General features: G+C 70.4%; 17 protein-coding genes, 1 tRNA gene and 1 other RNA gene. 12 read left to right on the top strand and 7 right to left on the bottom strand.

Annotated elements, in window-relative coordinates; genetic code table 11:
• Nucleotides 1-39: 39 nt before the first annotated feature.
• Nucleotides 40-136: signal recognition particle sRNA small type (gene ffs, locus ACZ6Y7_RS02520), an RNA gene on the bottom strand.
• Between the two features lie 108 nt (nt 137-244).
• Here ffs and ACZ6Y7_RS02515 point away from each other — a divergent pair.
• A tRNA-Ser gene (locus tag ACZ6Y7_RS02515) sits at nt 245-329 on the top strand.
• A gap of 163 nt (nt 330-492) precedes the next feature.
• Here the strand turns inward: ACZ6Y7_RS02515 and ACZ6Y7_RS02510 are convergent.
• The 5 genes from ACZ6Y7_RS02510 to ACZ6Y7_RS02490 form a co-directional block, all read right to left on the bottom strand.
• The gene (locus ACZ6Y7_RS02510; protein WP_465756011.1) at nt 493-2,349 is read right to left on the bottom strand and encodes a caspase, EACC1-associated type; all 1,857 of its coding nucleotides are present in this window, start codon (nt 2,347-2,349) and stop codon (nt 493-495) included.
• Nucleotides 2,342-2,704 (bottom strand): hypothetical protein, encoded by a 363-nt coding sequence (locus ACZ6Y7_RS02505; protein WP_465756010.1) that lies wholly within the window; start codon nt 2,702-2,704, stop codon nt 2,342-2,344. The genes ACZ6Y7_RS02510 and ACZ6Y7_RS02505 overlap by 8 nt, the downstream gene beginning before the upstream one ends.
• A gap of 317 nt (nt 2,705-3,021) precedes the next feature.
• Complete coding sequence (locus tag ACZ6Y7_RS02500; protein WP_465756009.1) at nt 3,022-4,824, bottom strand: tyrosine-type recombinase/integrase; 1,803 nt, start codon at nt 4,822-4,824, stop codon at nt 3,022-3,024.
• Nucleotides 4,825-4,834: 10 nt separating this feature from the next.
• Nucleotides 4,835-5,128 carry a helix-turn-helix domain-containing protein gene (locus ACZ6Y7_RS02495; protein ID WP_465756008.1) on the bottom strand — a complete coding sequence of 98 codons (294 nt, stop codon included), beginning with the start codon at nt 5,126-5,128 and terminating at the stop codon, nt 4,835-4,837.
• A 240-nt stretch (nt 5,129-5,368) separates the two neighbouring features.
• Nucleotides 5,369-6,070, bottom strand: a complete 702-nt coding sequence (locus ACZ6Y7_RS02490; RefSeq protein WP_465756007.1) for a helix-turn-helix domain-containing protein — start codon at nt 6,068-6,070, stop codon at nt 5,369-5,371.
• 282 nt (nt 6,071-6,352) lie between these two features.
• On the opposite strand from ACZ6Y7_RS02490, the gene ACZ6Y7_RS02485 reads away from it, so the two are divergent.
• The 5 genes from ACZ6Y7_RS02485 (at nt 6,353) to ACZ6Y7_RS02465 (ending at nt 12,432) form a co-directional block, all read left to right on the top strand.
• On the top strand, nt 6,353-8,149 hold the full coding sequence (locus ACZ6Y7_RS02485; RefSeq protein ID WP_465756006.1) for a DnaB-like helicase N-terminal domain-containing protein: 1,797 nt from the start codon (nt 6,353-6,355) through the stop codon (nt 8,147-8,149).
• Nucleotides 8,150-8,381: 232 nt separating this feature from the next.
• Nucleotides 8,382-9,185, top strand: coding sequence for a DUF2637 domain-containing protein (locus ACZ6Y7_RS02480; RefSeq protein ID WP_465756005.1), 804 nt, complete (start codon nt 8,382-8,384; stop codon nt 9,183-9,185).
• Nucleotides 9,186-9,605: 420 nt separating this feature from the next.
• The gene (locus ACZ6Y7_RS02475) at nt 9,606-10,262 is read left to right on the top strand and encodes a plasmid mobilization relaxosome protein MobC (protein WP_465756004.1); all 657 of its coding nucleotides are present in this window, start codon (nt 9,606-9,608) and stop codon (nt 10,260-10,262) included.
• On the top strand, nt 10,259-12,010 hold the full coding sequence (locus tag ACZ6Y7_RS02470) for a relaxase/mobilization nuclease domain-containing protein (protein ID WP_465756003.1): 1,752 nt from the start codon (nt 10,259-10,261) through the stop codon (nt 12,008-12,010). The genes ACZ6Y7_RS02475 and ACZ6Y7_RS02470 overlap by 4 nt, the downstream gene beginning before the upstream one ends.
• Nucleotides 12,011-12,099: 89 nt before the next feature.
• The gene (locus ACZ6Y7_RS02465) at nt 12,100-12,432 is read left to right on the top strand and encodes a hypothetical protein (RefSeq protein WP_465756002.1); all 333 of its coding nucleotides are present in this window, start codon (nt 12,100-12,102) and stop codon (nt 12,430-12,432) included.
• A gap of 79 nt (nt 12,433-12,511) precedes the next feature.
• Here the strand turns inward: ACZ6Y7_RS02465 and ACZ6Y7_RS02460 are convergent, their stop codons facing one another.
• Nucleotides 12,512-13,858, bottom strand: coding sequence for a transcriptional regulator (locus ACZ6Y7_RS02460; RefSeq protein WP_465756001.1), 1,347 nt, complete (start codon nt 13,856-13,858; stop codon nt 12,512-12,514).
• Nucleotides 13,859-14,364: 506 nt separating this feature from the next.
• Between ACZ6Y7_RS02460 and ACZ6Y7_RS02455 the strand changes: the two genes are divergently transcribed.
• From ACZ6Y7_RS02455 to ACZ6Y7_RS02430, 6 genes are read left to right on the top strand one after another with little or no spacing between them, the layout of a single operon-like run.
• On the top strand, nt 14,365-15,354 hold the full coding sequence (locus tag ACZ6Y7_RS02455; protein WP_465756460.1) for a UDP-glucuronic acid decarboxylase family protein: 990 nt from the start codon (nt 14,365-14,367) through the stop codon (nt 15,352-15,354).
• Nucleotides 15,351-16,229: a glycosyltransferase family 8 protein gene (locus ACZ6Y7_RS02450; protein WP_465756000.1), complete on the top strand. Its 879-nt coding sequence runs from the start codon at nt 15,351-15,353 to the stop codon at nt 16,227-16,229. The genes ACZ6Y7_RS02455 and ACZ6Y7_RS02450 overlap by 4 nt, the downstream gene beginning before the upstream one ends.
• Nucleotides 16,230-16,285: 56 nt before the next feature.
• Nucleotides 16,286-17,782, top strand: coding sequence for a glycosyltransferase family 2 protein (locus ACZ6Y7_RS02445; RefSeq protein WP_465755999.1), 1,497 nt, complete (start codon nt 16,286-16,288; stop codon nt 17,780-17,782).
• Nucleotides 17,779-18,429 (top strand): AAA family ATPase, encoded by a 651-nt coding sequence (locus ACZ6Y7_RS02440; RefSeq protein WP_465755998.1) that lies wholly within the window; start codon nt 17,779-17,781, stop codon nt 18,427-18,429. Before ACZ6Y7_RS02445 ends, ACZ6Y7_RS02440 begins: the two co-directional genes overlap by 4 nt.
• The gene (locus ACZ6Y7_RS02435) at nt 18,426-19,394 is read left to right on the top strand and encodes a Gfo/Idh/MocA family protein (RefSeq protein ID WP_465755997.1); all 969 of its coding nucleotides are present in this window, start codon (nt 18,426-18,428) and stop codon (nt 19,392-19,394) included. Before ACZ6Y7_RS02440 ends, ACZ6Y7_RS02435 begins: the two co-directional genes overlap by 4 nt.
• Nucleotides 19,381-20,349, top strand: a complete 969-nt coding sequence (locus tag ACZ6Y7_RS02430; RefSeq protein ID WP_465755996.1) for a phosphotransferase family protein — start codon at nt 19,381-19,383, stop codon at nt 20,347-20,349. Before ACZ6Y7_RS02435 ends, ACZ6Y7_RS02430 begins: the two co-directional genes overlap by 14 nt.
• Nucleotides 20,350-20,389 lie beyond the last annotated feature (40 nt).

Below are 20,389 nucleotides of genomic sequence, written 5' to 3'. Positions count from 1 at the left end.
CCCCTCACTCCCCGCCCCCGCGCTCCCCCGCCCCGGGAACGCAAAGACCCCCCGTGCACCCGCCAGAGCCCTCCTACCCTTGCTGCCTTCCGGCCCTGGGGGGGTTCAGAGAGATGACGCCACACGAGGGGCTGACCCCCACACTACCGGATCCCGGCCCCGACGATCCACAGGCCACCCCCACCCCCCGGCCTGCGGGATAGGTGGTCGCGACCACCCCGAAACATGTACTAAGCTCTCCCACGGAGGATTCGCCTAGAGGCCTAGGGCGCACGCTTGGAAAGCGTGTTGGGGGCAACCCCTCACGAGTTCGAATCTCGTATCCTCCGCATCTGCCCACCTGGGCAAACGAAGGCCCGGACCGCTCAGCGGTCCGGGCCTTCGTCGTCTCGTGGTTGCAGTTTTGGTTGCAGTTGTAGTTGCGCCGACCAGGGCTGGGTCCTGCGGTGCACATCAGTCGTACCGACCCCTGCAATGGTGATGGCACCGTTCTCACCCAGTCTCAGCCCCACTCGCCGAAGGAATCTGGAGCTCGAACCAGACCACCTTCCCCACAGCCTTGCGTGCGGTGCCCCAGCGGTCGCACAGCCGAGCGACAAGCCCGAGACCACTCTTGCGGTCGGCGCGCAAGTCCGGTGAGGGCAGGTTGTGGTTGTCGTCGGAGACCTCGACAAGAAGGCGGTCCGTGCGAATGAGCTGGAGCTGGATTGGGCCGTGCTCGGCTGCGTGGACGGCGTTGGCGATCAACTCGCCGACGAGGAGCTCAGCCGTCTCAGCGACTTTGGTGAGCCCCCAGCCGACCAGTTGGTCGCGAACGAGGCTGCGAGCTCGGTGAACCTCGCTGGTATCCACGGACAGGGACCAGGTGGCCACCGCCGCTCCGGGCAGGCCGTCGAGGGCCGCTACTAGGAGAGCGATGTCGTCCTTCCGATCAACCGAGACGAACCGATCCAGCACGGTGTCGCAGACGGCTTCGGGGCTCTGCTTCGGGTCGATGAGCTGATCGCCCAGGGCGCGAAGTGACGTTTCCAACGAGGCCTCCGGGCGTTCGACCAGACCGTCGGTGAAAAGGGCGATCATCGAGCCATCCGCCACATCAATCTGCACGGAGGTGAAGGGCACACCGCCGACTCCGATGGGCGCCCCGGACGGCAGATCAATAAGCTCCGCCCGCCCGTCCGGATGCACCAGAACAGGCGGCACATGGCCGGCGCTCGCGATCTCGCACGTCCGGTTGATCGGGTCGTAGATCGCAATCAGACCGGTGAGCAGGGAGTCGTCGCCCAGCTTGTGGGAGAGGTTGTCCAAGTGACGCAGGACCTGGGCAGGCGGTAGGTCGAGCGTGACGAGTGCAAGCGCGGCTGCTCGGAAGCGGGCCGTCCCCGCGATGCGGTGGATGCCGAGGCCCATCGCGTCGCCGATCACCAGGGCTGTACGACTGCCGGGCAGTTGGGCCGCGTCGAACCAGTCACCGCCGGCGAGTTCTTCGGGTGAGGCCGGTAGGTAGCGGTGGGCGATCCGCAGGCCGGGGACGTTCGGCAGCGCGGGCGGGACCAGCAACCGTTGGAGCTTCGTTGTCGCGCTGTCGGCATCGCGTGGCGGGTTGGCCTTGGGGCTGCGAGCAAGGCGGATCTGTCCGTCGACCGAGATCACGCTCAGGGTTGGTGTCTGGTCCGGAACCTGATCCGTGACTCGGCGCGAGACGAACCTGTACAGGTCGTCGACGCTGACGTGCCCGTCCTGATCGATGTCCGCGTCACCGGTCCGCAGTCCCTCGACGATGGCGGAGGTGAACACCGAGGGCTGGTCCCTGCGCCGACTCAGGGCCTCGGACTCGTAGCTGTACTGCAGGGAAGTCGACGACGTGATGACGATCCGGCCGTTGCCCTGGAATGCCTCGCTCAGGTCGACGTCCGGCTCACCGCGGCTACGCATGCCCTTGGTGAAGGCCCCGCTGTAGCAGCAGTCGAGCAGGAGAATGGTCCGCCAGCTGCGGCTTTGCTCCATGCGGTCGGCGAGGAACTCGGCGCTGACCGAGGTCGCCTCCAGCATGTCAAACTCACTGTCCCGGGCGATGAAGTGAAGGCGGTTGCGCGTGTCCTTGCGGCCATGGCACGACAGGTGCAGCAAGAGGATGTCGTCGCGCTCGGCGGTGTTGAAGAACCGCTGGATCTCCTTCTGCCAGGTGCGGGCCGTCTGGTTCGACAGCACGTCGACCTCGAACTGGCCAATGCTCGGATCGCCGAGGACGGCGCTGAGGTGTTCTGCGTCGGCGGAAGCTCCGGGGAGCTCCGCGAAGCGCTCGTCGTCGTGATGCTGATTGACGAGGATGAGCGCGCGCTTACGCATCGGGTGAGCGGTCTGCTGCCTTCGCCGTGAAGACTTCGATGGCCCTGCGCTGGTCCGCGCGAGAGACTGAGGTCAAGTGAAGCTCGTCTTCACCTAGTTTGATGTCGATCGTTCCCGAATTCCGGCGCGTCAGCCAGTCCTGTGCCAGGAGAATCATGGACTTCAGTGCGGGCGCTCCGGCCAAACCAAGCACAACAGAGGTGTAGGTGGCGGCCTCGCCTGCTCGTGCACCAGCGGGGGCAGGTGCTGCGAGTTGGTGGACGAGCTGATTGATCGCAAGTCCCTGGATCTCCTCAAGAAGGAACTCCATGTCACGTTCTGCCAATGCCTCGCCGTCCGGGTCCTTGAAGACCAAGCCGACTTCCAGCGCCGCCCTATCCATCGTCTCCCCCACAGAACGCTCAGTGGCGCACCAGCATGACACAGCGGGCCAGGTGCTCGAAGGGAATCGGCCGGGCTGGTGTGAGTGACCCGGACCGCCCAACGCCGGCCCTAGGGTGAACAAGCTGACGCCGACGGGGAGGTCGGGCCGCATCGTCTACGTAGGCCCAGGCTCGCCACGTCGGGGGTCAGGACTGCTGACATCCGAGCTGCAGGTGGTGTTGGTGTTCCACCACCAGCCTGCCGCCCGGTGTCCCTGCGAAATCCGCCAGCAGGAACGGCTGTCAACGGCTACCAGTCGTTGGTGTCGCCGTACTTGCCGGGATTCTGGGCCCGGTCGACAGCCTGGTCCTTCGCCCGGGCATACGCCTCGGCGACCGCATCCCTGTCCGTGCCGCGCACCTGGGCCTCCACCAGCTGGTCGGTGCCTGGGCGGCGGGTGGTGCGCCAGGAAACTGGGCGGTCGGTGTAGAGGTCGGGCTCGAAGTCCCAGGCCGTGACAGCCCATTGCTCGGGCATGGCGAGATCGAGACGCTCGCCGCCGGGTCGGTACGCCGCAAAGGCGTGGAAGACGACCCGGCGGTCGGGAAGTCGGTCACGTACCGCGTTCAAGCCACCCCGACCCTCACGTTCCCACTTTTCGCGCTGCCACTCCTGCACCTCCGCGGTTCGGCCCGGCTGCTCGGAGCACCACTGCTCGACCACCGTGGTTGCGTGGGCACTGTGCAGGAACGGGACACGGTGCTCATCCAGGATGGCGACGAACAGCACAGACGGGTCTGGGACACGCTCGGCCTTGGGCTTCGCTGCGACGGGCTCTACCGGCCCGTCGCTCGGCACCTTCCTGGGCGACGGGCCGGCACCGTCTTGGTCCGCCGCATGAGTAGGCCAGAGCAGCCCGCCGACCTTGGCGGCGGTCTGCTGGAGGACGGGGCTGGTCATGTGCTGGTAGCGCCGCCGCATCCGGGCGGACTTGCCGGGCTCCCAGCCCATGATGGCGTCGACCACGGCGTCGGGGACGCCGAGGATCAGCAGCACGGTGGCGGCAGTGTGCCGGGCGTCGTGAAGCCGAGCGTCGCGGACCTCGGCGGCCTTCAGCAGGTCCTTCCACCGGTGGTAGTCGGTGTTCGGGTTGAGCGGTTCGCCGACCTCCGAGGTGAAGACGTACCCCTTCTCGACCCACAGGTCGCGTGCACGCAGGCGCTCGCGGTCCTGCGTCTCCTTGTGCTGGGCCAGGAGATTCATCAGCTCCTGGGGCACGCCGATCGGCCGCTTGCCCGCCTTCGACTTGGTGGACTTGGTCTCCCGCCGAATGTTGATCTTCGCCGGGCAGTAGCCGGGCTTGCGCCCGCAGCGGTCACCGCAGCCGTGCTTGTAGCGGGGCCGCAGTCGGCCACGCCGCACCAGGATGACGCCGGCCTCGAAGTCGACGTCCTCCCACTGCAGTCCGAGCACCTCGCCCTGGCGGAGACCCAGCGCGAGCGCGATCACCCAGCGGGCGGTGTTGCGAACCTTGGCCGCTTCGAGCAGGAGCCGCTGGACCTCCTCGACCGAGTACGGCTCGACCTCCGTCTCGTCCAACACCGGGGCCTTGGCGATCGTCGCCGGGTTCTCGGTGATGGCCTTGCGGCGGACCGCCTCGTTCAGCGCGGCGCGGACCGTGCGGTGGACCTGGTGAGCCGTGCCGGCCGAGCTGCCGGCACCCTGCATCTTCGCGTAGAGGCGTTCGAGGTGCTCCGGTTCGAGCTTCTCCAGGCGGTGTGCGCCGAGGCCGGGTATGAGGTGGTGGTAGACGGCGACGCGGTAGCCGTCGATGGTGTTCTCGCCCACGGTGAGGGCCGCGATGTTCTCGACCCAGTGGGTGAGCCAGCTCTCGACGGTCCAGCGCTGGCCGGCCTTGGGCACCTTGCCCTTGTCGCGCTTGGCCTCCAGGTCGCGGACGGCCTTGGTGATCTCCGGGCGGGTCTTGCGGGTGACGTGGCGCCGGTCAGGCTTGCCGTTGTCCTTCACCCCGACTGTGACGTAGCCGTGCCAGCGCCCGTCCTTGGCCTGGTAGATCGTCGAGTCGCCGTTGGGCTTGCGGGACTTGGTCATGGCGTCCCCCTCAGGCCACGAGGGCGACGGTGGCACCGGCGCGGTCGGCGATGTAGTCATTCAGCGCCTGGGCGGGAATCCGGCGCAGGCGGCCGATCATCACGGACGGCACTTCGCCCGAGGACACGAGGCCGTACATCGTGGTGCGGCCGACACCGAGTCGGCGTGCGGCTTCCTCGACCGTGAGGGCGACGCGGGTGGGGTCGGCAGCCGCGTCGCAGTTCGCGACGAGGGCGAGCAGGCTCTGCTCGGGCAGGCCGAGGGCCTCCGAGAGGCGGGCAAGGGAAAGGGCAGACTGAGGCATGGGACTCCTCGTCGACCGCACGGGGCTGGCACCCCGGGCGGCCTGATCGTGTGATGGGTGGTCATGGCGGCGCGATCCCTCGCCCAAGCGCGCTAACACCTGGAGCGAGACGCGGACGGGTCTGGCGGGCCGTCACGCGTGCCGCGTGATTCGGGGATGCAGGTCAGATCGGTATCCCCGAGTGCCTACTGTTTACTGGGCAGCCCCGCGAGATGGGTGCTTGCGCACGCCCCTCGGGCTTCAGTTCTCCTCATCCGCAGCAGGACTTCCGGACGCCTCGGGGATCTCTTCAGAGACGTGCCCCCAGTCGTCGTGGTGGCTGAGGTCGAGATAGGCGAGGTCTGGCGGCAGGGCCGGCGGGGTGATCCCCTTCTGGCGCATCAGCCCTCTTCGGTCCTGGATTTCCTGCGAGTAGTCGCCGATGATCTCGTCGAACTGGTTGACCAGTTTCACGTTGACCTCGCGGGTCGCCGCATCACGGGCCGTGGCGACCTTGCGGCGGTACTCCTCCGAGCTGCTGATCGTCCTCTGCAGGCCGTGGAGCGTCTCGTTGTAGAAGCGGATCTCCTGGAACCGCAGCTCCAGGTCATTGGCCGGCTCGTGGTCGGGCATCTGCTCCCCGCAGACCCACTGGAGCGCCTCACCGGTGGAGTACATCGAGCCCGGCAGAAGCTCGATCTCGCCGACCTCACCCAGGGGGACGAGGAAGACGACCGGCGGGACGCCGAGCACCTTGGCAAGGACCAGCACCTCTGCCACGTCGACGCTGGAGCGCCGGCCGTTCTCGAGGTTGGCGATGACGTTCCTCGCGATCGGGTAGCCCAGCTTCGCGCAGGCCGCGGCAACGTCCTGCGCGCTCATCCCCCGCTCCTCGCGGAAGCGCCGGACCGCCTCGGCAACGCGGCCGGTCACGCCGGCCTGCCAGTCCTTGGGGTTCGTCATGGCAGCACGATAACGAGCCGACACAGGGGAAGTCAACATCCAGCACAGCCATCGTGTAGTAGCCACACAACACCTGCCTTGACGAAGCACAGCCAGTGTGTGTTTACTCTGCGTACGTTGACGGACTCAGGCCAGCACGATCGGCCGCGCGAGCCCGGAAACGAGGGCGGCCCCCGGTGTTAGCGCACCGAGGGCCGTGAAGGCTCCCTTATGTGACCACCCATCAAGACGATCAACCGCTGTGCGGCCTGCCAGGGCCTGATGCACCGCGGGAGGGAATCCATGTCCCAGCCTACGGGCCCGGCACACGGGCCGTCGAGCTCCGGTGCGGCCGACGCCGTCTTCGACGACGACCACGCGGTGTTCCCGAAGGGGACACCGCCGAACGACCTGGACGCCGAGAGGGCGGTTGTCGGCGCCTGCATGGCGTTGGGCGCGCCCGCCATCGACGCGGCGCGCGCCCTTCTCGATGCCGGCGACTTCTACCGGCCCGCCCACGAGACCATCTGGCGCGTAATCCTCGACCTCGCCTTCGACGGGGCCCCGACCGGTGCGGTGGCCGTCGCTGACCGACTTCGAGGTGCCGGTGCCCTGGAGCGCGTAGGCGGCGTGAGCTACCTGGTCCGGCTCGCCGCCGAGGCGCCGCCGTCGGCGGACAACGCCGACTACTACGCGGCCATCGTGCGACGCGAGTCGGAGCTGCGGAAGCTGCATGCCACTGGCATCCGGACCGTCCAGCAGGCCCTGCTGCCTGGTGCCCAGCCGGACGAGATCCGCAGCGCGCTGGATGCCGAGGTCCGCGAGGGGCGCGAGCGGGCGCTGGCATCCGGGAACAGCCGCCTGTCGCGCTTCATGGTGGATGGCTGGGACTTCGTCACCAAGACCGGGGTCGACAAGGAGCCCCTGTGGGGCACCCGCGGGGAAACCGCGTGGGCAGCCGGCGAGAGCCTGATGATCGTCGGTGCCCCCGGTGTCGGTAAGACCACGATCGCCCACCAGGTGATCTTCGCCCGGATCGGCTTGGGCGACTCGGCGCTCGGCATGCCCGTCGCTGAGAGCAAGCGCGTCCTCTACCTGGCGATGGACCGGCCCCAGCAGATCGCCCGGGCCATGGCCCGGCTGGTCCGGCCCGAGCACGAGAAGCTGGTCCGCGAGCGGCTCCGCATCTGGGAGGGCCCACTGCCGAGCAGCCTGGACAAGGAGCCCGGCCTCCTCGCTGAGCTGGCCACCGCACATGGCGCCGACACCATCGTCATCGACAGCCTCAAGGACGCCGTCAGCACCCTCGTCGACGACAGCCTCGCCATCGCCTACAACAGCGCCCGCAACCGGGCCCTGCGCGAGGGCATCCAGGTCCTGGAACTGCACCACCAGCGCAAGGCCACCGCCGACGCCCCGCGCGGCCAGCGCCCCACCCTCGACCGCGTGTACGGCTCCACCTGGCTGACCTCCGGCGCGGGCAGCGTGTTGTTCATTGCCGGTGAGGCCGGCGACCCCGTCGTCAACCTCCACCACCTCAAGACCGTCACCGGCGAGATCGGCCCGCTCACCGTCGTCCACGACCATGAGGCGGGCACCAGCGCCGTCGAGGAGACCATCGACATCGCCGAACTCCTGCGCGCAACGCCGGATGGCGTGACCGCCAAGCAGTTGGCCTCCGCCATGACCGGCGACAAGAAGCCGGACGCCGCAGCCATCGGTCGGGCTCGTCGGCGGCTGAACACCCAGGTCAAGTCCGGGCTCGCCGAGGTGGAGAAGGGCTCCGCCGGCGGCATCGGCGGCGGCAAGGAGGACCGCTACTTCCCCTCCGCCCGCCACATCAGCGCCAGCGCGCCGCTGGCCGCAGTCGAGCAACCCGCCATCCCGCTGACGGTCGTACCGGCTACACCGCCCACCAGCGCCGCATTGGTGCAGCCCTCCGACCCCGCACTGACCGACGCCTACAAACGCCGAGTCGCAGCCGCGACGGCCGCGTCACCGGGAACAGGGCGTTTTCGCGAGCGTTCACGCACCTCTACCGCCGCGAGCGTTGTACAACCCGTTGTCGCGCCGGACGCGCAGAGGAAAAACCGCAGGTAGAAGCGTTTTCGCGACCGTTTACGCCGTTGTCGCACCCGAGCGTTTTCGCGCGAACCCCCCTCTAGAAGGGGGTTCGCGTAAACGCCCCCAGAGAGCCCGCCGTGCCACGACCTGGCCTTGACCGTCCCGGCTGCGACACCGGCGACAACAACCGGCCCCTGGTACCGGCCCGCACCGACACACGGCACGCCTGCAATCCGCCACCACCCGACCCGCGAGGACCACCTTCCGCATGACCGCCACCACCCCATCGCGTCTGCCCCGCCCGGACGCCGTCCTCGTACAGGCCGCCATCGCAGGCGCCCTGTCCTTCGCCCACCTCCACGACATCGCCGAAGCCGCCGGACAGCACGGCTGGAAAGCCTGGGCCTACCCCGTCTCGGTCGACCTGCTGCTCGTCGCCGCCTGGCACCGCATGCGAACCCTTCGCGCCACCGAACGCCCCGCCGGCACCGCCTGGACCTGGTTCGCCATCGCCCTGACCGCCTCCCTCGGCGCGAACGTCGCCACCGCCGGACTCCTCGACCTCGCCCACGTCCCCGCCTGGCTGCGGATCCTGGTCGCCGGATGGCCGGCCCTCGCCTTCTTCGGCGGCACCCTCCTCGCCCACAGCACCACCACGACCGCCACCGAGCCCGAGCCCGCTGAGGCCGCACCCGTTCTGCATGACCACCTGAAGCCCGCTACGACTCCCCCAGCAGCCGACCCCGTTCCCACGGTGGAAGCAGAACGTGACGACCAGCTCGACGACGGGCCCCAGGCCACGGGTGACGACGAGACGCCGCCCGTCGACCGGGAGCCGGTCGTGGGGACCAAGCGGCCCGGACGCAGGCCCGCCGCCTCGATGGACGAGCTGGCCGAGATCGCTCGCCCAGCCGTGGAGGAGCACGGCCCCACCCAGGCCGTGATCAGGACCGCCCTGCGCGAGGCCGGCATACCGATCGCCAGCGACCGCCTCGGCAAGCTGACCCAGCGCTTCAAGGACGAGCAGGCCGGGCGGCAAGACGATACGCAGGCCAGCCTCTCGGCCGCATGACGTCCCGCCGCTCGTCGCGGCTCGCCCGTGCACCGGCCCTGCCGGAGCAGGCGGGCCGCTCTCCCTTCCGCGCTGATAACCGTCGCCCCGCATGCCGCCGGTGGGAACACCGGAACTCCCGGAGCCCGCCTCCTACACCGGATATCCGGCACCGCCAAACCGGTTCCCCTACCCGACCATCATCCCGATTGCCGCGCACACCTCGTGCATGCTCCGCCCACCACGACCGGAATTCCGGAGGACTCCTTGCCCGCCCCGCAGCCCCGCCGCGATCCAGCCCGTACCGTGCCCGAGCAGGGTTCCAAGGGCGGTAGGCTGATCGGCCGGCTGCTCCGCGCGTTCGGTAACTCGGCTCCTGGCGGAGCCAGTTGTACCCAGTCTCCGACACTTCGCGCGGGTCTGGGAGTCTCCGCCCCAGGGGTGGCGGAGGAGGCCCGGCGCGAGGGCGCGCCGGACCAGGCAAAGGCCCTCGGCCTGGACAAGCTCGACGCGCTGCAGCGTGACATCCTCGCCCGCGTTCGCTCCGACCAGAGCGCCGACGAGCTGCCCGCCGTCGTAGATGACGACAGCATCCGTGCCGCCCGTGCCGCGTTCCTGCACGAGAACACCGCCGCGCTCGACGTCCCGGAACTGAACGCCCCCGAAGGCGCCCAACCGATGCCGAAGGGCAAGCACCGCAAACACACCGGAATCCGCCGCACGGCGCGCGTCGGACCGGTCGGCTACACCCCGCTGGAACACGCCGCGCTGCTGGACGCCGCCGACCGCCACGGATACGGCGACACGATCTCCGGATACGTCGGCGACATCTCGCTGGCGTTCATCCGGGGTGAGTTCACCGTCGACCTGCCCCTGCACACCGACCGCCTCGCCCTACAGGAGTTCCGGGCCGAGGTCCGCCAGGAGATCAACGCCATCGGCAACAACATCAACCAGATGGTCCACGTCCTCCACCGCGACGACCGCCTCGAACCCGACAGCCGCGAACGCCTGATCCGCTTGGAAGACCTCCTCCGCGACATCGCCGAAGCCCTGCTCATCCCCACCGCGAACCACGAAGGAGGCCAGCACCCGTGATCCCCTCCATCAAGGATCCCGGCGGCAACACCCGCGGCTTGCTCGCCTACCTCTACGGACCCGGCCGCCACGACGAGCACCTCGACCCGCACATCGTCGCCTCCTTCAGCCCGCTCGGCCTGCGCGACCCAGGCCGCGACCCGAGCGCCACCCTCACCCAGCTCGCCCGGATCCTCGACGAGCCGGTCAACCTGCGCAACAGCGGCTTCGGCAAGAAGGTGACCGACCACGTCTGGCACTGCCCCGTCCGCGCAGCCCCCGGTGACCGCTACCTCTCCGACGCCGAATGGGGAGAGATCGCCCGCCGCGTCGTCCACGCCGCCGGCATCGCGCCCGACCGCGACCCGCACGGCTGCCGCTGGATCGCCGTCCGCCACGCCGACGACCACATCCACATCCTCGCCACCACCGTCCGTGAGGACGGCCGACGCCCCAAGCTCCACAACAGCGGCAAGCGCGCCCAGGCCGAAGCCCGCAAGATCGAGAAGGAACTCGGCCTCCACCAGGTCCAGCCCGGCGACCGGACCGGCGAGCGCCGCCCCACCCAGGCCGAGATGCACAAGGCCGACCGCCTCGGCTGGCAGCAGACCAGCCGCGACTGGCTCCGGGACCGCATCCGCGACGCCATCCCGCACGCCGGCAACGTCGAGGAACTCCTCGCCTACCTCCAGGCCGACGGCGTCGAGGTCAACATCCGCCGCTTCCCGTCCGGCGACCTCCAGGGCTACGCCGTCGGCCGCCCCGGCGACACCAACGCTAACGGCCAGCAGATCTACATCCCCGGCAGCAAGCTCGCCCCCGACCTCTCCCTGCCCAAGCTCCAGGCCCGCCTCACAGCCGGCACCCCCGAAGAGCACCCCACCGCCCGACGCAACCGGCCCACCACGAGCTGGCAGCGCACCACCGACGCCCTCGATACCCTCCACACCCACCTCGCCGAGGAAGCCGCCAGCGGCGGAGGCGGGGAGAACGGCGACGGCGCGCTGGCGCAGGCGCAGATCACCGCGCTGGGCGACATCATCAACGCCACCGCTCAGACGGCTCCGCAGGACCTGCGGGCCGAACTGCGAGCCGCCACCCGGGCATTCGCCCGCGCCCAGCGCTCCCAGGTCCGCGCCGACCACCAAGCCTCCGCCGACCTCCGCCGCGCCGCCCGCGACATCATCCACGCCAGCGACGGGCCCGACGGTAACGCCCTCACCGTGATGATCGCCGCCCTGGTGTGGGCGGCAGTCCTCGCCGGCCGTTGGCACCAGGCCCGCGGACACGCCCAGCAGGCCCAGGCCGCCCAGCAGGCCGTGCAGCACCTGCAGGCCGCCTACGACCAGGCCGCCGCCGAGCAGCTCGCTGCCCTCATCCACCGCCAACCGAAGCCGGAGATCACCAACACCCTCGCCGGCGACGTCCGCTCCGCCGTCCCCGACCACGCGACCCGGATCCTCGCCGACCCCAACTGGCCCGCCCTGGCCACCGTCCTCGCCGACGCCAAAGCCCTCGGCCACCAGCCCCGACAACTCCTCCAGGAGGCCGCCGCCCGCCGCGAACTCACCACCGCCCGGCAGCCCGCCAAGGTCCTCCTCGGCCGCATCCAGCACACCAGCCGCAACCCCGAACGCAACCTGGCCGCCGAGGCCGCGCGCCGCCGCTCACCCGCTGCGATCGCGCTCGGTGCGCGTGCCGCCGCCCTCACCGACCCCGCGGTCGCACCCACCGCCGCTGTCGACACCACGCCCAACCGCAGCCGCTGACGCCGTCAGGTGTCGATGTGATGTCGTCTTCGGCGGTCGGGAACATCCCGGCCGCCGCACGTCTTGTGGTGTCGCTAGAACGTCACCGGATGAAGGGCACCACGCTGATCAACCGCCGCCACGACGAGAACTCCGCCCGCCCCACCACTATCCGAGCCGTCCCCCACCCCAACGAACTCGACGCCCGCGGAATCCCGATCACCTGCCCCCACTGCCGGGCCCGCCGCGACTGGCTACTTCTCAACGTCCGCCAACTGGTCTTCGTCCGCTGCCGGTGCGCGCACGAGTGGCACGAGCCCGATCTCACCCGCACCTTCTTCGAACAGCACTTCACCGCCCCCGAGGACGAGTGGGACGACTTCGACACCGCCATGAGAGCGCTCGCGTTCGACGGCCTGCTGGCGGGCACTACGTGGGATTAGCCGCGGGCGCATGGTGGGGCCAACGCTTGGGCAACGTTGGCCCCACCAACTCGTTCAGGAGGCATCTGCCCGGTCAAGCTCAGGCAGCCATGGCGGGCAGAGCCTGCAGGCGCTCGCGGAACTCGGCGACAGCGGGCTCAGCGGCGTAGGGCTCGAGGTAGCCGTCGAACTTGGTGAGGCGGCTGACGGCACGGACGGAGTGGACCTTCGTTTCGAGGAGACTGAGGCCGCGGTTGGCGGCATCGAGGGCGCCGTCGAGGTCTTTGCCGGCGAGGCGGGCGGTGGCCAGGCGGCCGGAACGGACAGCCTGGTCTCGGGGGACGGCATGGTCGATGGAGGAAGCAAGGGCGCTGGTGGCCCGGTCGACCTCGCCGGCGCGGAGCAGGACCTTGCCCTCGGTGGAGCTGAGCTGGGCGTCGCCGTACCAGGAGAGCCAGGTCGGGAGCTTGTCGCCGCCGTTCCTGGACCAGAGGTCATGGGCGCGATTGAGGGCAGCGGCGGCCTTCTTGTGCTGGCCGTCGCGGGAGAGGCTCTCGGCGTGATGGAGTTCGAGGTAGCTGCGGACGCCGGGCTGCATCGTCGCGGGGGTGTTGTCGAGCGCAGTCTCGACCTGGGCGACACGTTCGGCAGGGTTTCCGGCGTCGGAGAGGTGGACGCCCATCTCGGCGAGCAGGAAGGCGCCGAGAGCGTCGTCGCCGATGGTCTTCGCGGCGCGCAAGGCACCGAGGTAGTACTGCTGGCCGGCTGAGCGCAGGCCGCTGTCGTAGGCCATCCAGCCGGCGATGTAGTTGACCTGGGCGGCCAGGCCGTAGAGGCGGACCTCGACGTCTTCAGTGTGGCGGCCCTGCTTGAGCAAGGTGGTGATGATGGCGAGGTCGCCGCGGGCCTGCTCGATGAGGCGGGCGCCGCCCATCTGGGCATCCAGGGTCTGGAGGGTGGCCACGCGGGCTTCGAGGGTGTCCGCCATGGAGTCGGTCACCTGGTCGCCTCGCAGGGCGGAGGCGAAGGCGGGTGAGGCCGCAGCCCAGCTCGCGGCGACGGTGGCCATGGCGGCCCCGGTGATGGTGAGAAAGCCCCGCCGATCCATATGACCACTCCTGACCAGTTCCACCAGTACGTCCACGGTACCGGCCTTTGTCCATGGCGCCGTGATGCCGGTCACTTCCCAGACCGGGAGCCACCGCGGCCACGGATTGGCAACCAGAGTACGGGGGTTGACCCCGAGTAGGTCGGCCAGAACGAACTGTGCATCGGGCTCGGGTTCCTGGCCCTGCTCCCACTTCCACACCAGCGTCCGGTTGGTCGCCAGGTGGATCTTCAGCGCCGCACCGTGGTCGCGCATCATGCGCGCGAACTGGATCTTTCCCCACCCGCGTAACCGCATCAGGTGGGTGAGCGGGTGGACTGCCAGAACGTCTGAGCTCATCTCAACCCCCCCGGCGATTCATGACCTGTTGGTGAGCGTACTGCTACCCGCGGTGGCGCGGGCCGCATCGACCAGAAACCCCCCAGAAACGTTCCGAGTTGCGCTGCGGCCCGGCGAACCTGTACCGGCCGCCCGACCCCGGAGGCCAGCGAGGGGAGGAGCTATGGAGGCAGTCCAAAGGCCGCATCAGAGTCGTCAGGGCAGGCACCGCGGCGCACACCGCGACCCGGTCGGGACAGCGCTCACCGTGCTGTGGGGTCTGGGGCACGTCGTCACGCTCGCGCTGCTCGGGGCAGCCACCGACCACCAGCTCAGCGCTGACCACCCGGTCGCGGCACCGCCCCCACGATCCCTTCCCGATCACGATCCGGCCGTCGGAACCCCGGGCCCGCCCTGCCACGACGGCCCGCCACGAAGCCGACCCCCGCCCGAGGACTTGGAGGACACGCACCGTGCCACGCCTGCAAGCAGCACTGCCCTACCCGCGAGACCCCGCAGCCACGACATTGCCCGCGGCCTTCGCCCGCCGTACCGCAGTCGTCACCGGTGCTGCCGGGTTCATCGGCTCGCACCTGTGCGAGCGCCTGCTGAGCCTGGGGGCAGAGGTGGTCGGCGTCGACAACCTGCTGACCGGCCGCCTCGACAACCTGGCCGGCCTGAGCTCGGCCGACCGCTTCCGTTTCCAGACTGACGACGTGACCCGGCCGTTCACAGTGGCCGGTCCGGTGGACTTCGTCTTCCACCTCGCGTCGCCCGCCTCGCCGCTCGACTATGCCCGCCACCCGCTGGCTACGCTGAAGGTCGGCGCGATGGGCACGCTCAACGCCCTGGAACTGGCCGAGGCCAAGCACGCCCGGTTTCTGCTGGCCTCAACCTCCGAGGTGTACGGCGACCCGCTCGTGCACCCGCAGCCCGAGCAGTACTGGGGCAACGTCAACCCGGTCGGCCCCCGCAGCGTCTACGACGAGGCCAAGCGGTACGCCGAGGCGCTGACCTCCTGCTTCGAGCGCACCGGCAGCACCCGCACCCGCATCGTGCGGATCTTCAACACCTACGGCCCGAGGATGCGCGCCGACGACGGCCGCGCGGTGCCCGCCTTCATCCAGCAGGCACTGGCAGGCGAGCCGATCACCGTGGCCGGCGACGGCAGCCAGACCCGCTCGCTGTGCTTCGTGTCCGACACCGTCACCGGTCTACTCGCCGCCGCCATCGCGGATTACTCCGGCCCGGTGAACCTGGGCAACCCGCACGAGATCACCATGCTGCAGCTCGCCGAGGAGATCCGGACGATGACCGACTCCGCCTCCGTCGTCACCTTCGTCCCGCTGCCCGCCGACGACCCCAAGCGCCGCTGCCCCGACATCACCACCGCCCGTGCCCACCTCGGCTGGGAGCCAACCACGCATCTGCGCGACGGCCTGCGCCAGACCCTCGACTGGGCCCAGCAGCACTTCCCCCTCCAGACCACTGCCACCACCGGAAGGAGCGCCTCGTGAACACTGCCCCGCGCCCGCTGCCCGCGCTTGTCTGCGGGGTCGACGACGGATACGCCCGCCCGCTGCGGACGCTGATGCACTCGATCGCCGCCGCCCACCCCGGCACCGTCGACGAGCTTCGCCTGATCGTCCTCGACCAGCAGATCAGCGACGCCAACCGGAAGGCGATCAGGCGCGACGCCGACCGCATCGGCCTCGCCACCGAGTTGCGGCCGGCACCGGCGACCGACCCGCTCTACCCGGTCTCCGCCTGGGTCAGCGGCGCGGTGTACGTGCGTCTGGCCATCCCGGAGGTCATCCCGGACGAGCGGCGGGTGCTCTACCTGGACGCCGACACCATGGTGCTCGGCGACCTCCGGCCCCTGCTGCGGCAGTCCCTCGACGGGCGCCCGATCGGGGCGGTGCGCGACCCGCAGAACCCGGTCGTCGGCCGCGGCATCCAGCTTCCCGGCTGGGAGGAGCTCGGCGTCCCGTACGGCAGGGACTACTTCAACAGCGGCGTCATGCTCATCGATCTCGACCGGTGTCAGCAACTCGGCGTCTTCGACCGCTCCCGGCAGTTCCTGTCCGAGCACCCCGACAAGGTCCGGTTCTGGGACCAGGACGCCCTGAACTGGGCCGTCGACGACAGCTGGCAACGCCTGGACAGGCGGTGGAACACCTTCGCCATGTCCCCGCAGGCCACCGCGCCCGGGTTCATCCACTACGCCGAGGCCGACAGCCCCCTCGCCCAGCTCCTCCAGGACGAGAAGACCGCCGCCCTCGTGCACTTCGCCGGCCCCGACAAGCCGTGGCAGGACGCCTACCCGGCCAGCTCACTGCGGGATACCTACCGGCTGTTCCACGACTACGTCCTCGCCGGCGGCACCGAGTGAACCCCAAAGCTCGGAAGCCGCTGTGGCGAAGCACGGCCTGGTGGATCGCCGCCGCCGTGGCCGCGCGCAACCTGAACGGTCAGCGGCAGGTCCGCCGGACGCTGGCCTGGGCCGACCGGCCGGCGCCGACTGGAGACGGGCGGTTGACGTTTCCCTTGGTGCTGCACGTCGTCATCCCGGTGCTGCGGGAGCAACAGCAGATCCCCGCCGCCCTGGCCTGGTTCGTGCCTCTCCTAAGCGACTTCCCCGGCTCGACGCTGACCATGGTGACCACGACCCGAGAGGAGGCCGAGCGGCATCACCTGGCCGCCCGGCTGGCGGGGTCGACGGCGGCCGACCTCACGGTGGAGCGGTTCCCGCAGCTGACCGACGACGAGCTGGCCGCCCTCGGCGAGGCCCTGGCCCACGCCGGCGAGGCGTCGCTGACCGGCGCGTTGGCCGCCAAGGTGCTCTCCGGCTTCCCCACCACAGCGGACGTCGTCACAGCAGAACTCGCACGTCTGCCGGAGCCCGACCGGATGGTCCGGCACGTCCACTACCGAGGGGACGGGCGCAAGGCCGCACAGGTGAATGCCGCCGTTGACCAACTCTCCACCGCCGAAGCGGACCAGGAGTACATCGCCGTCTACGACGTGGACTCCCGCCCGAGCCGCGAGCTGCTGGAGCGGACCGCCGATTTCCTGGCCCACCGCCAAGCCAACGACGGCGAACTTCCGTGCGTCGTACAGCAGTCGGCTCGCTTCGCTACCCAGAACACGGCCGGCGCCTGGTGGGAGCGGAGCCTGTGCCGAGGCGCCGCCCGCGCCCAAACCCTGTGGACCCTTCGCCGCGAGATCCCCAACCTCCGCCGGTACGCCAACGTCGCCCGCCGCCCGCGCACCACCCTTGGTCTGCCGGGACTCGCCCAGACCGTCGGCCACGGCCTCCTCGTTCGCATGGACGTCTTCCGGCAGGTCGGTGGGCTGCCCACCTTCACCGTCCTCGACGACGTCGCCTTCGGCTACCGGCTCACCGTGGACGGCTTCCCGGTGGACAGCCTGCCCGTCACCACCACCGTGCCGGCGGCCGAATACCTGAGCGAGCTGCTCGCCCAGAGCGAGCGGTGGTTCCAGAGCTACCTCGATTACCCGCAGTGCGCCGCCCGCTGGCACGCCGAAGGTCACGGCAGCAGCCGCGACCATGCGGCGGCCCTGGCCATCGGCGCCTACCGGGGCATGGCGTGGCTGCTGGTGTCGCCTGCCACCGCTGGTTGCCTGGCCCTCGCACTCGGCCCGCGCACCCGCCTGCCCATCCGGGCAGCGGCCGCAACGGCGCTCTGGGCAGCCACCGTCGCACCGGTCCGCGCTCTCGCCGCAGCCGAAGGCCGGCCGCTGACGGTGCGGGAGACCGCCTTGCGAAGCGCGGAGACGCTGGCCGGGCTCCTGCTCAAGAGCGTCGGCCCGCTGACCGCGCTCGGCCGCTGGGCGGTCACCGGCACCCGGCACACCGCACTCGCCCCCAAGAGCAACCGCCGCACCGCCCCATCCACCACAACGGACAGGGAGTTCGCGTGATCCTCGGCATCGAGGGCGTCAGCTGCGTCGGCAAGACCACGCTGGCCGCCCAACTCGCACCCCACCTCAACCGGCCCGCCGTCATCCCCTGCTACTACCACGCCAGCCCCGACCCCACCCGGCTGCCGGCCCCCGAACCGTTCACAACCGAGCACCAGTTGGCCAACATCGCCCAGTTCCTGGACGTCGAAGACCTGCGGCTCGCCCGCGCCAGGCAGGCCCTCGCCGAGGGCCGGGACGTGATCCTCGACCGCACCGTGGACACGCTTCTCGCCCACGCCCACGCCGTCGGCCGGATGCACGGCTTCGACTGTGACGACCAAGCCCGGCACCTGGTCACCGGCCGTCCGGTGGCGATGCCCGACCTGACGATCGTGCTCACCGCAGACCCGGACGTGCTCGCCCGTCGGGCCCGCCTGCGCAAGGGCATGCCGACGATCTTCTACGACCGGCACTTCAGCGAGCACTTCAACGCCTACCTCGCGCGCCCGCTCGCCCCGGCCGTCGCCCTGCTGGACGCCACCAGTGGCTCGCTCGACGACCTCACCGCACGAGCCCTCGTCCACGTCCACCGCCACCGCCACCAGGCTGCCCAGAGCCGGCCCAGCCCCGCCCCCAGGCCGCACAGGCTCAAGGAGGCGTCGTGAAGGCCGTGATCATCGGCTGCGGTGCCATCGCCAGCCGCTGGCTCCGCTCCCTGCTCGCCGACAGGCGCATCGAGATCACCGCCCTCGTCGACCCCGACCAGCAGGCCGCCCGAGCCCTGGCCGCCAGGTACGGGCTGAACCCGGCCTTCGCGACGACGCTGCCCGGCGCGCTCGCCTCGGCCGAAGCCGACGTCGCCGTCAACCTCACCCCACCCGAACTCCACTACCCCGTCAGCCGATCGGCCCTCGCCCAGGGCCTGCACGTCCTGACCGAGAAGCCGCTCGCCCTGAACCTGCCCGACGCCCTCGACCTCGTCCACCTCGCCCGCGAACGCGGCCTGCTGCTGGCCGTCATGCACAACCGGGGCGCCGACCCGGACTTCCTCGCCTTCGCCGACACGGTCCGCTCCCGCGGCCGGGCGCCGTTTGCCATCACCGCCGACACCCTGGTCACCTTGCCCGGCCCAGGCTTCCGTGCCGGCCAGCACCTGCCCGTCACCACGGACCTCGCCGTCCACGCCTTCGATCAGGTCCGCGCGCTGATCACCGCGCCACCCACCGAGGTCACCTGCACCGAGACGGCGACAGGCTTCCTCGCGGCGCACAGCTCGATCGCCACGGTCACCGTCCACTTCGCCGACGGCTCCCTGTTCACCTACCGGGGCGGGTACATCGTCGACCCCGCCCTGCGAACCGACGCGGGCGGTGACTGGCGGGTGGAGAGCCGGGGCTTCGCCGCCCGATGGGCCCCGGACCCCCACCGAGCGCGGAACGCGCCCGAGGCCGGTCCGCCGGCCTACCAGCGGTGCATCACCGCCATGGTCGACGCCCTCCACCAGGACCATCCCCTGCCGGTGCCCGCCGCCGACAACCTTCGCTCCATCGCCCTGCTGGACGCCGCGCTGGCCTCAGCCGTCCACCGCCGTCCCGTCCCCGTGCCGGAGGTGCCCGATGGCCGCCGCTGACCCGGTGATCAACCGCCCGCACCCGCTGCTGGTCAACGCGCTCGCCGCGGCAGGCTTCGACCCCGCCGGTGCACGCTTCACCCCGCTCAAGGCCGGAACGGATAGCCTCCCCTTCGCGGTCACCACCCACGCCGGTGACAACCTGGTCGTCAAGGTCCGCCGCGCGGGCAGCCGCTCGCGCTACCCGACCGCCGCCTGGGCCTCGGCCCGCATCCGCGAGGCCGGCATCCCGGCCGTCGAGATCCTCTGGCACAGCCGGGAAGCCTGCGTGGAGACCCGCTGCCCCGGCCACCCCCTCGAAGCCGAGCCGCCCACGCCGCAGGACCTGGATGCGGCGGCCCGCGCGGGCGAGATGCTCCGGCGCCTGCACAGCATCGAGGTCGGCAGCTTCGGCCAGCTCGACGGCCACGGCATCGGCCAGCACGCCACTATCCAGGGCTGGTTCCTCAGCCTCGCACCCCGCAGCGTCCCGAGCCTCGACGGCCTGGACCTGCCCGGGCTGCTGAACCGCACCCGCTTCATCCTGGACGTCGGATCGGGCCGCCTGGCCGAAGGCCGGCCCCGGCTGCTGCACGGCGACTGGGTCGGCCGGCACCTGTTCACCGACGGACGGCAGATCACCGGCATCGTCGACCTGGAGAGCGTGCGCGGCGGCGACCCGCTGGCCGAACTCGCAGGCTGGTCGCTGCGCGAACCAGCCCCGATGACCGCGGCCCTGCTCGACGGCTACTTCGACGGGCCGATCCCCGCCGACCACCTGCTGCCGCTGGTCCTTTTCCGCCTGCGCATCGCCTACTCGCTGCTGCAGTTCCACGCCTCCTGCGACGACCAGGACATGGTCCGGCTGCGGGCCGCGCAGATCCAGGCCGACCTCGACGACCTCGACCACGGCCACCTCTCCGCAATCCCGCGCATCACCCCCGACGCCGACTCCAGCGCACGACGCCGCCCATAACCCAGTCCAGCCTCCGCTCACGCCCCCGCCCGAAAGGAAA

This window comes from Kitasatospora sp. NPDC053308 (assembly GCF_055585785.1).
This window is presented reverse-complemented; position numbering and strand designations above follow the sequence as displayed.

Coding starts and splice junctions, on each gene's coding strand:
- ACZ6Y7_RS02510 (WP_465756011.1), bottom strand. CDS start 2,349: ATGCGTAAGCGCGCGCTCATCCTCGTCAATCAGCATCACGACGACGAG.
- ACZ6Y7_RS02460 (WP_465756001.1), bottom strand. CDS start 13,858: ATGAGCTCAGACGTTCTGGCAGTCCACCCGCTCACCCACCTGATGCGG.
- ACZ6Y7_RS02485 (WP_465756006.1), top strand. CDS start 6,353: ATGTCCCAGCCTACGGGCCCGGCACACGGGCCGTCGAGCTCCGGTGCG.
- ACZ6Y7_RS02500 (WP_465756009.1), bottom strand. CDS start 4,824: ATGACCAAGTCCCGCAAGCCCAACGGCGACTCGACGATCTACCAGGCC.
- ACZ6Y7_RS02490 (WP_465756007.1), bottom strand. CDS start 6,070: ATGACGAACCCCAAGGACTGGCAGGCCGGCGTGACCGGCCGCGTTGCC.
- ACZ6Y7_RS02480 (WP_465756005.1), top strand. CDS start 8,382: ATGACCGCCACCACCCCATCGCGTCTGCCCCGCCCGGACGCCGTCCTC.
- ACZ6Y7_RS02430 (WP_465755996.1), top strand. CDS start 19,381: ATGGCCGCCGCTGACCCGGTGATCAACCGCCCGCACCCGCTGCTGGTC.
- ACZ6Y7_RS02465 (WP_465756002.1), top strand. CDS start 12,100: ATGAAGGGCACCACGCTGATCAACCGCCGCCACGACGAGAACTCCGCC.
- ACZ6Y7_RS02495 (WP_465756008.1), bottom strand. CDS start 5,128: ATGCCTCAGTCTGCCCTTTCCCTTGCCCGCCTCTCGGAGGCCCTCGGC.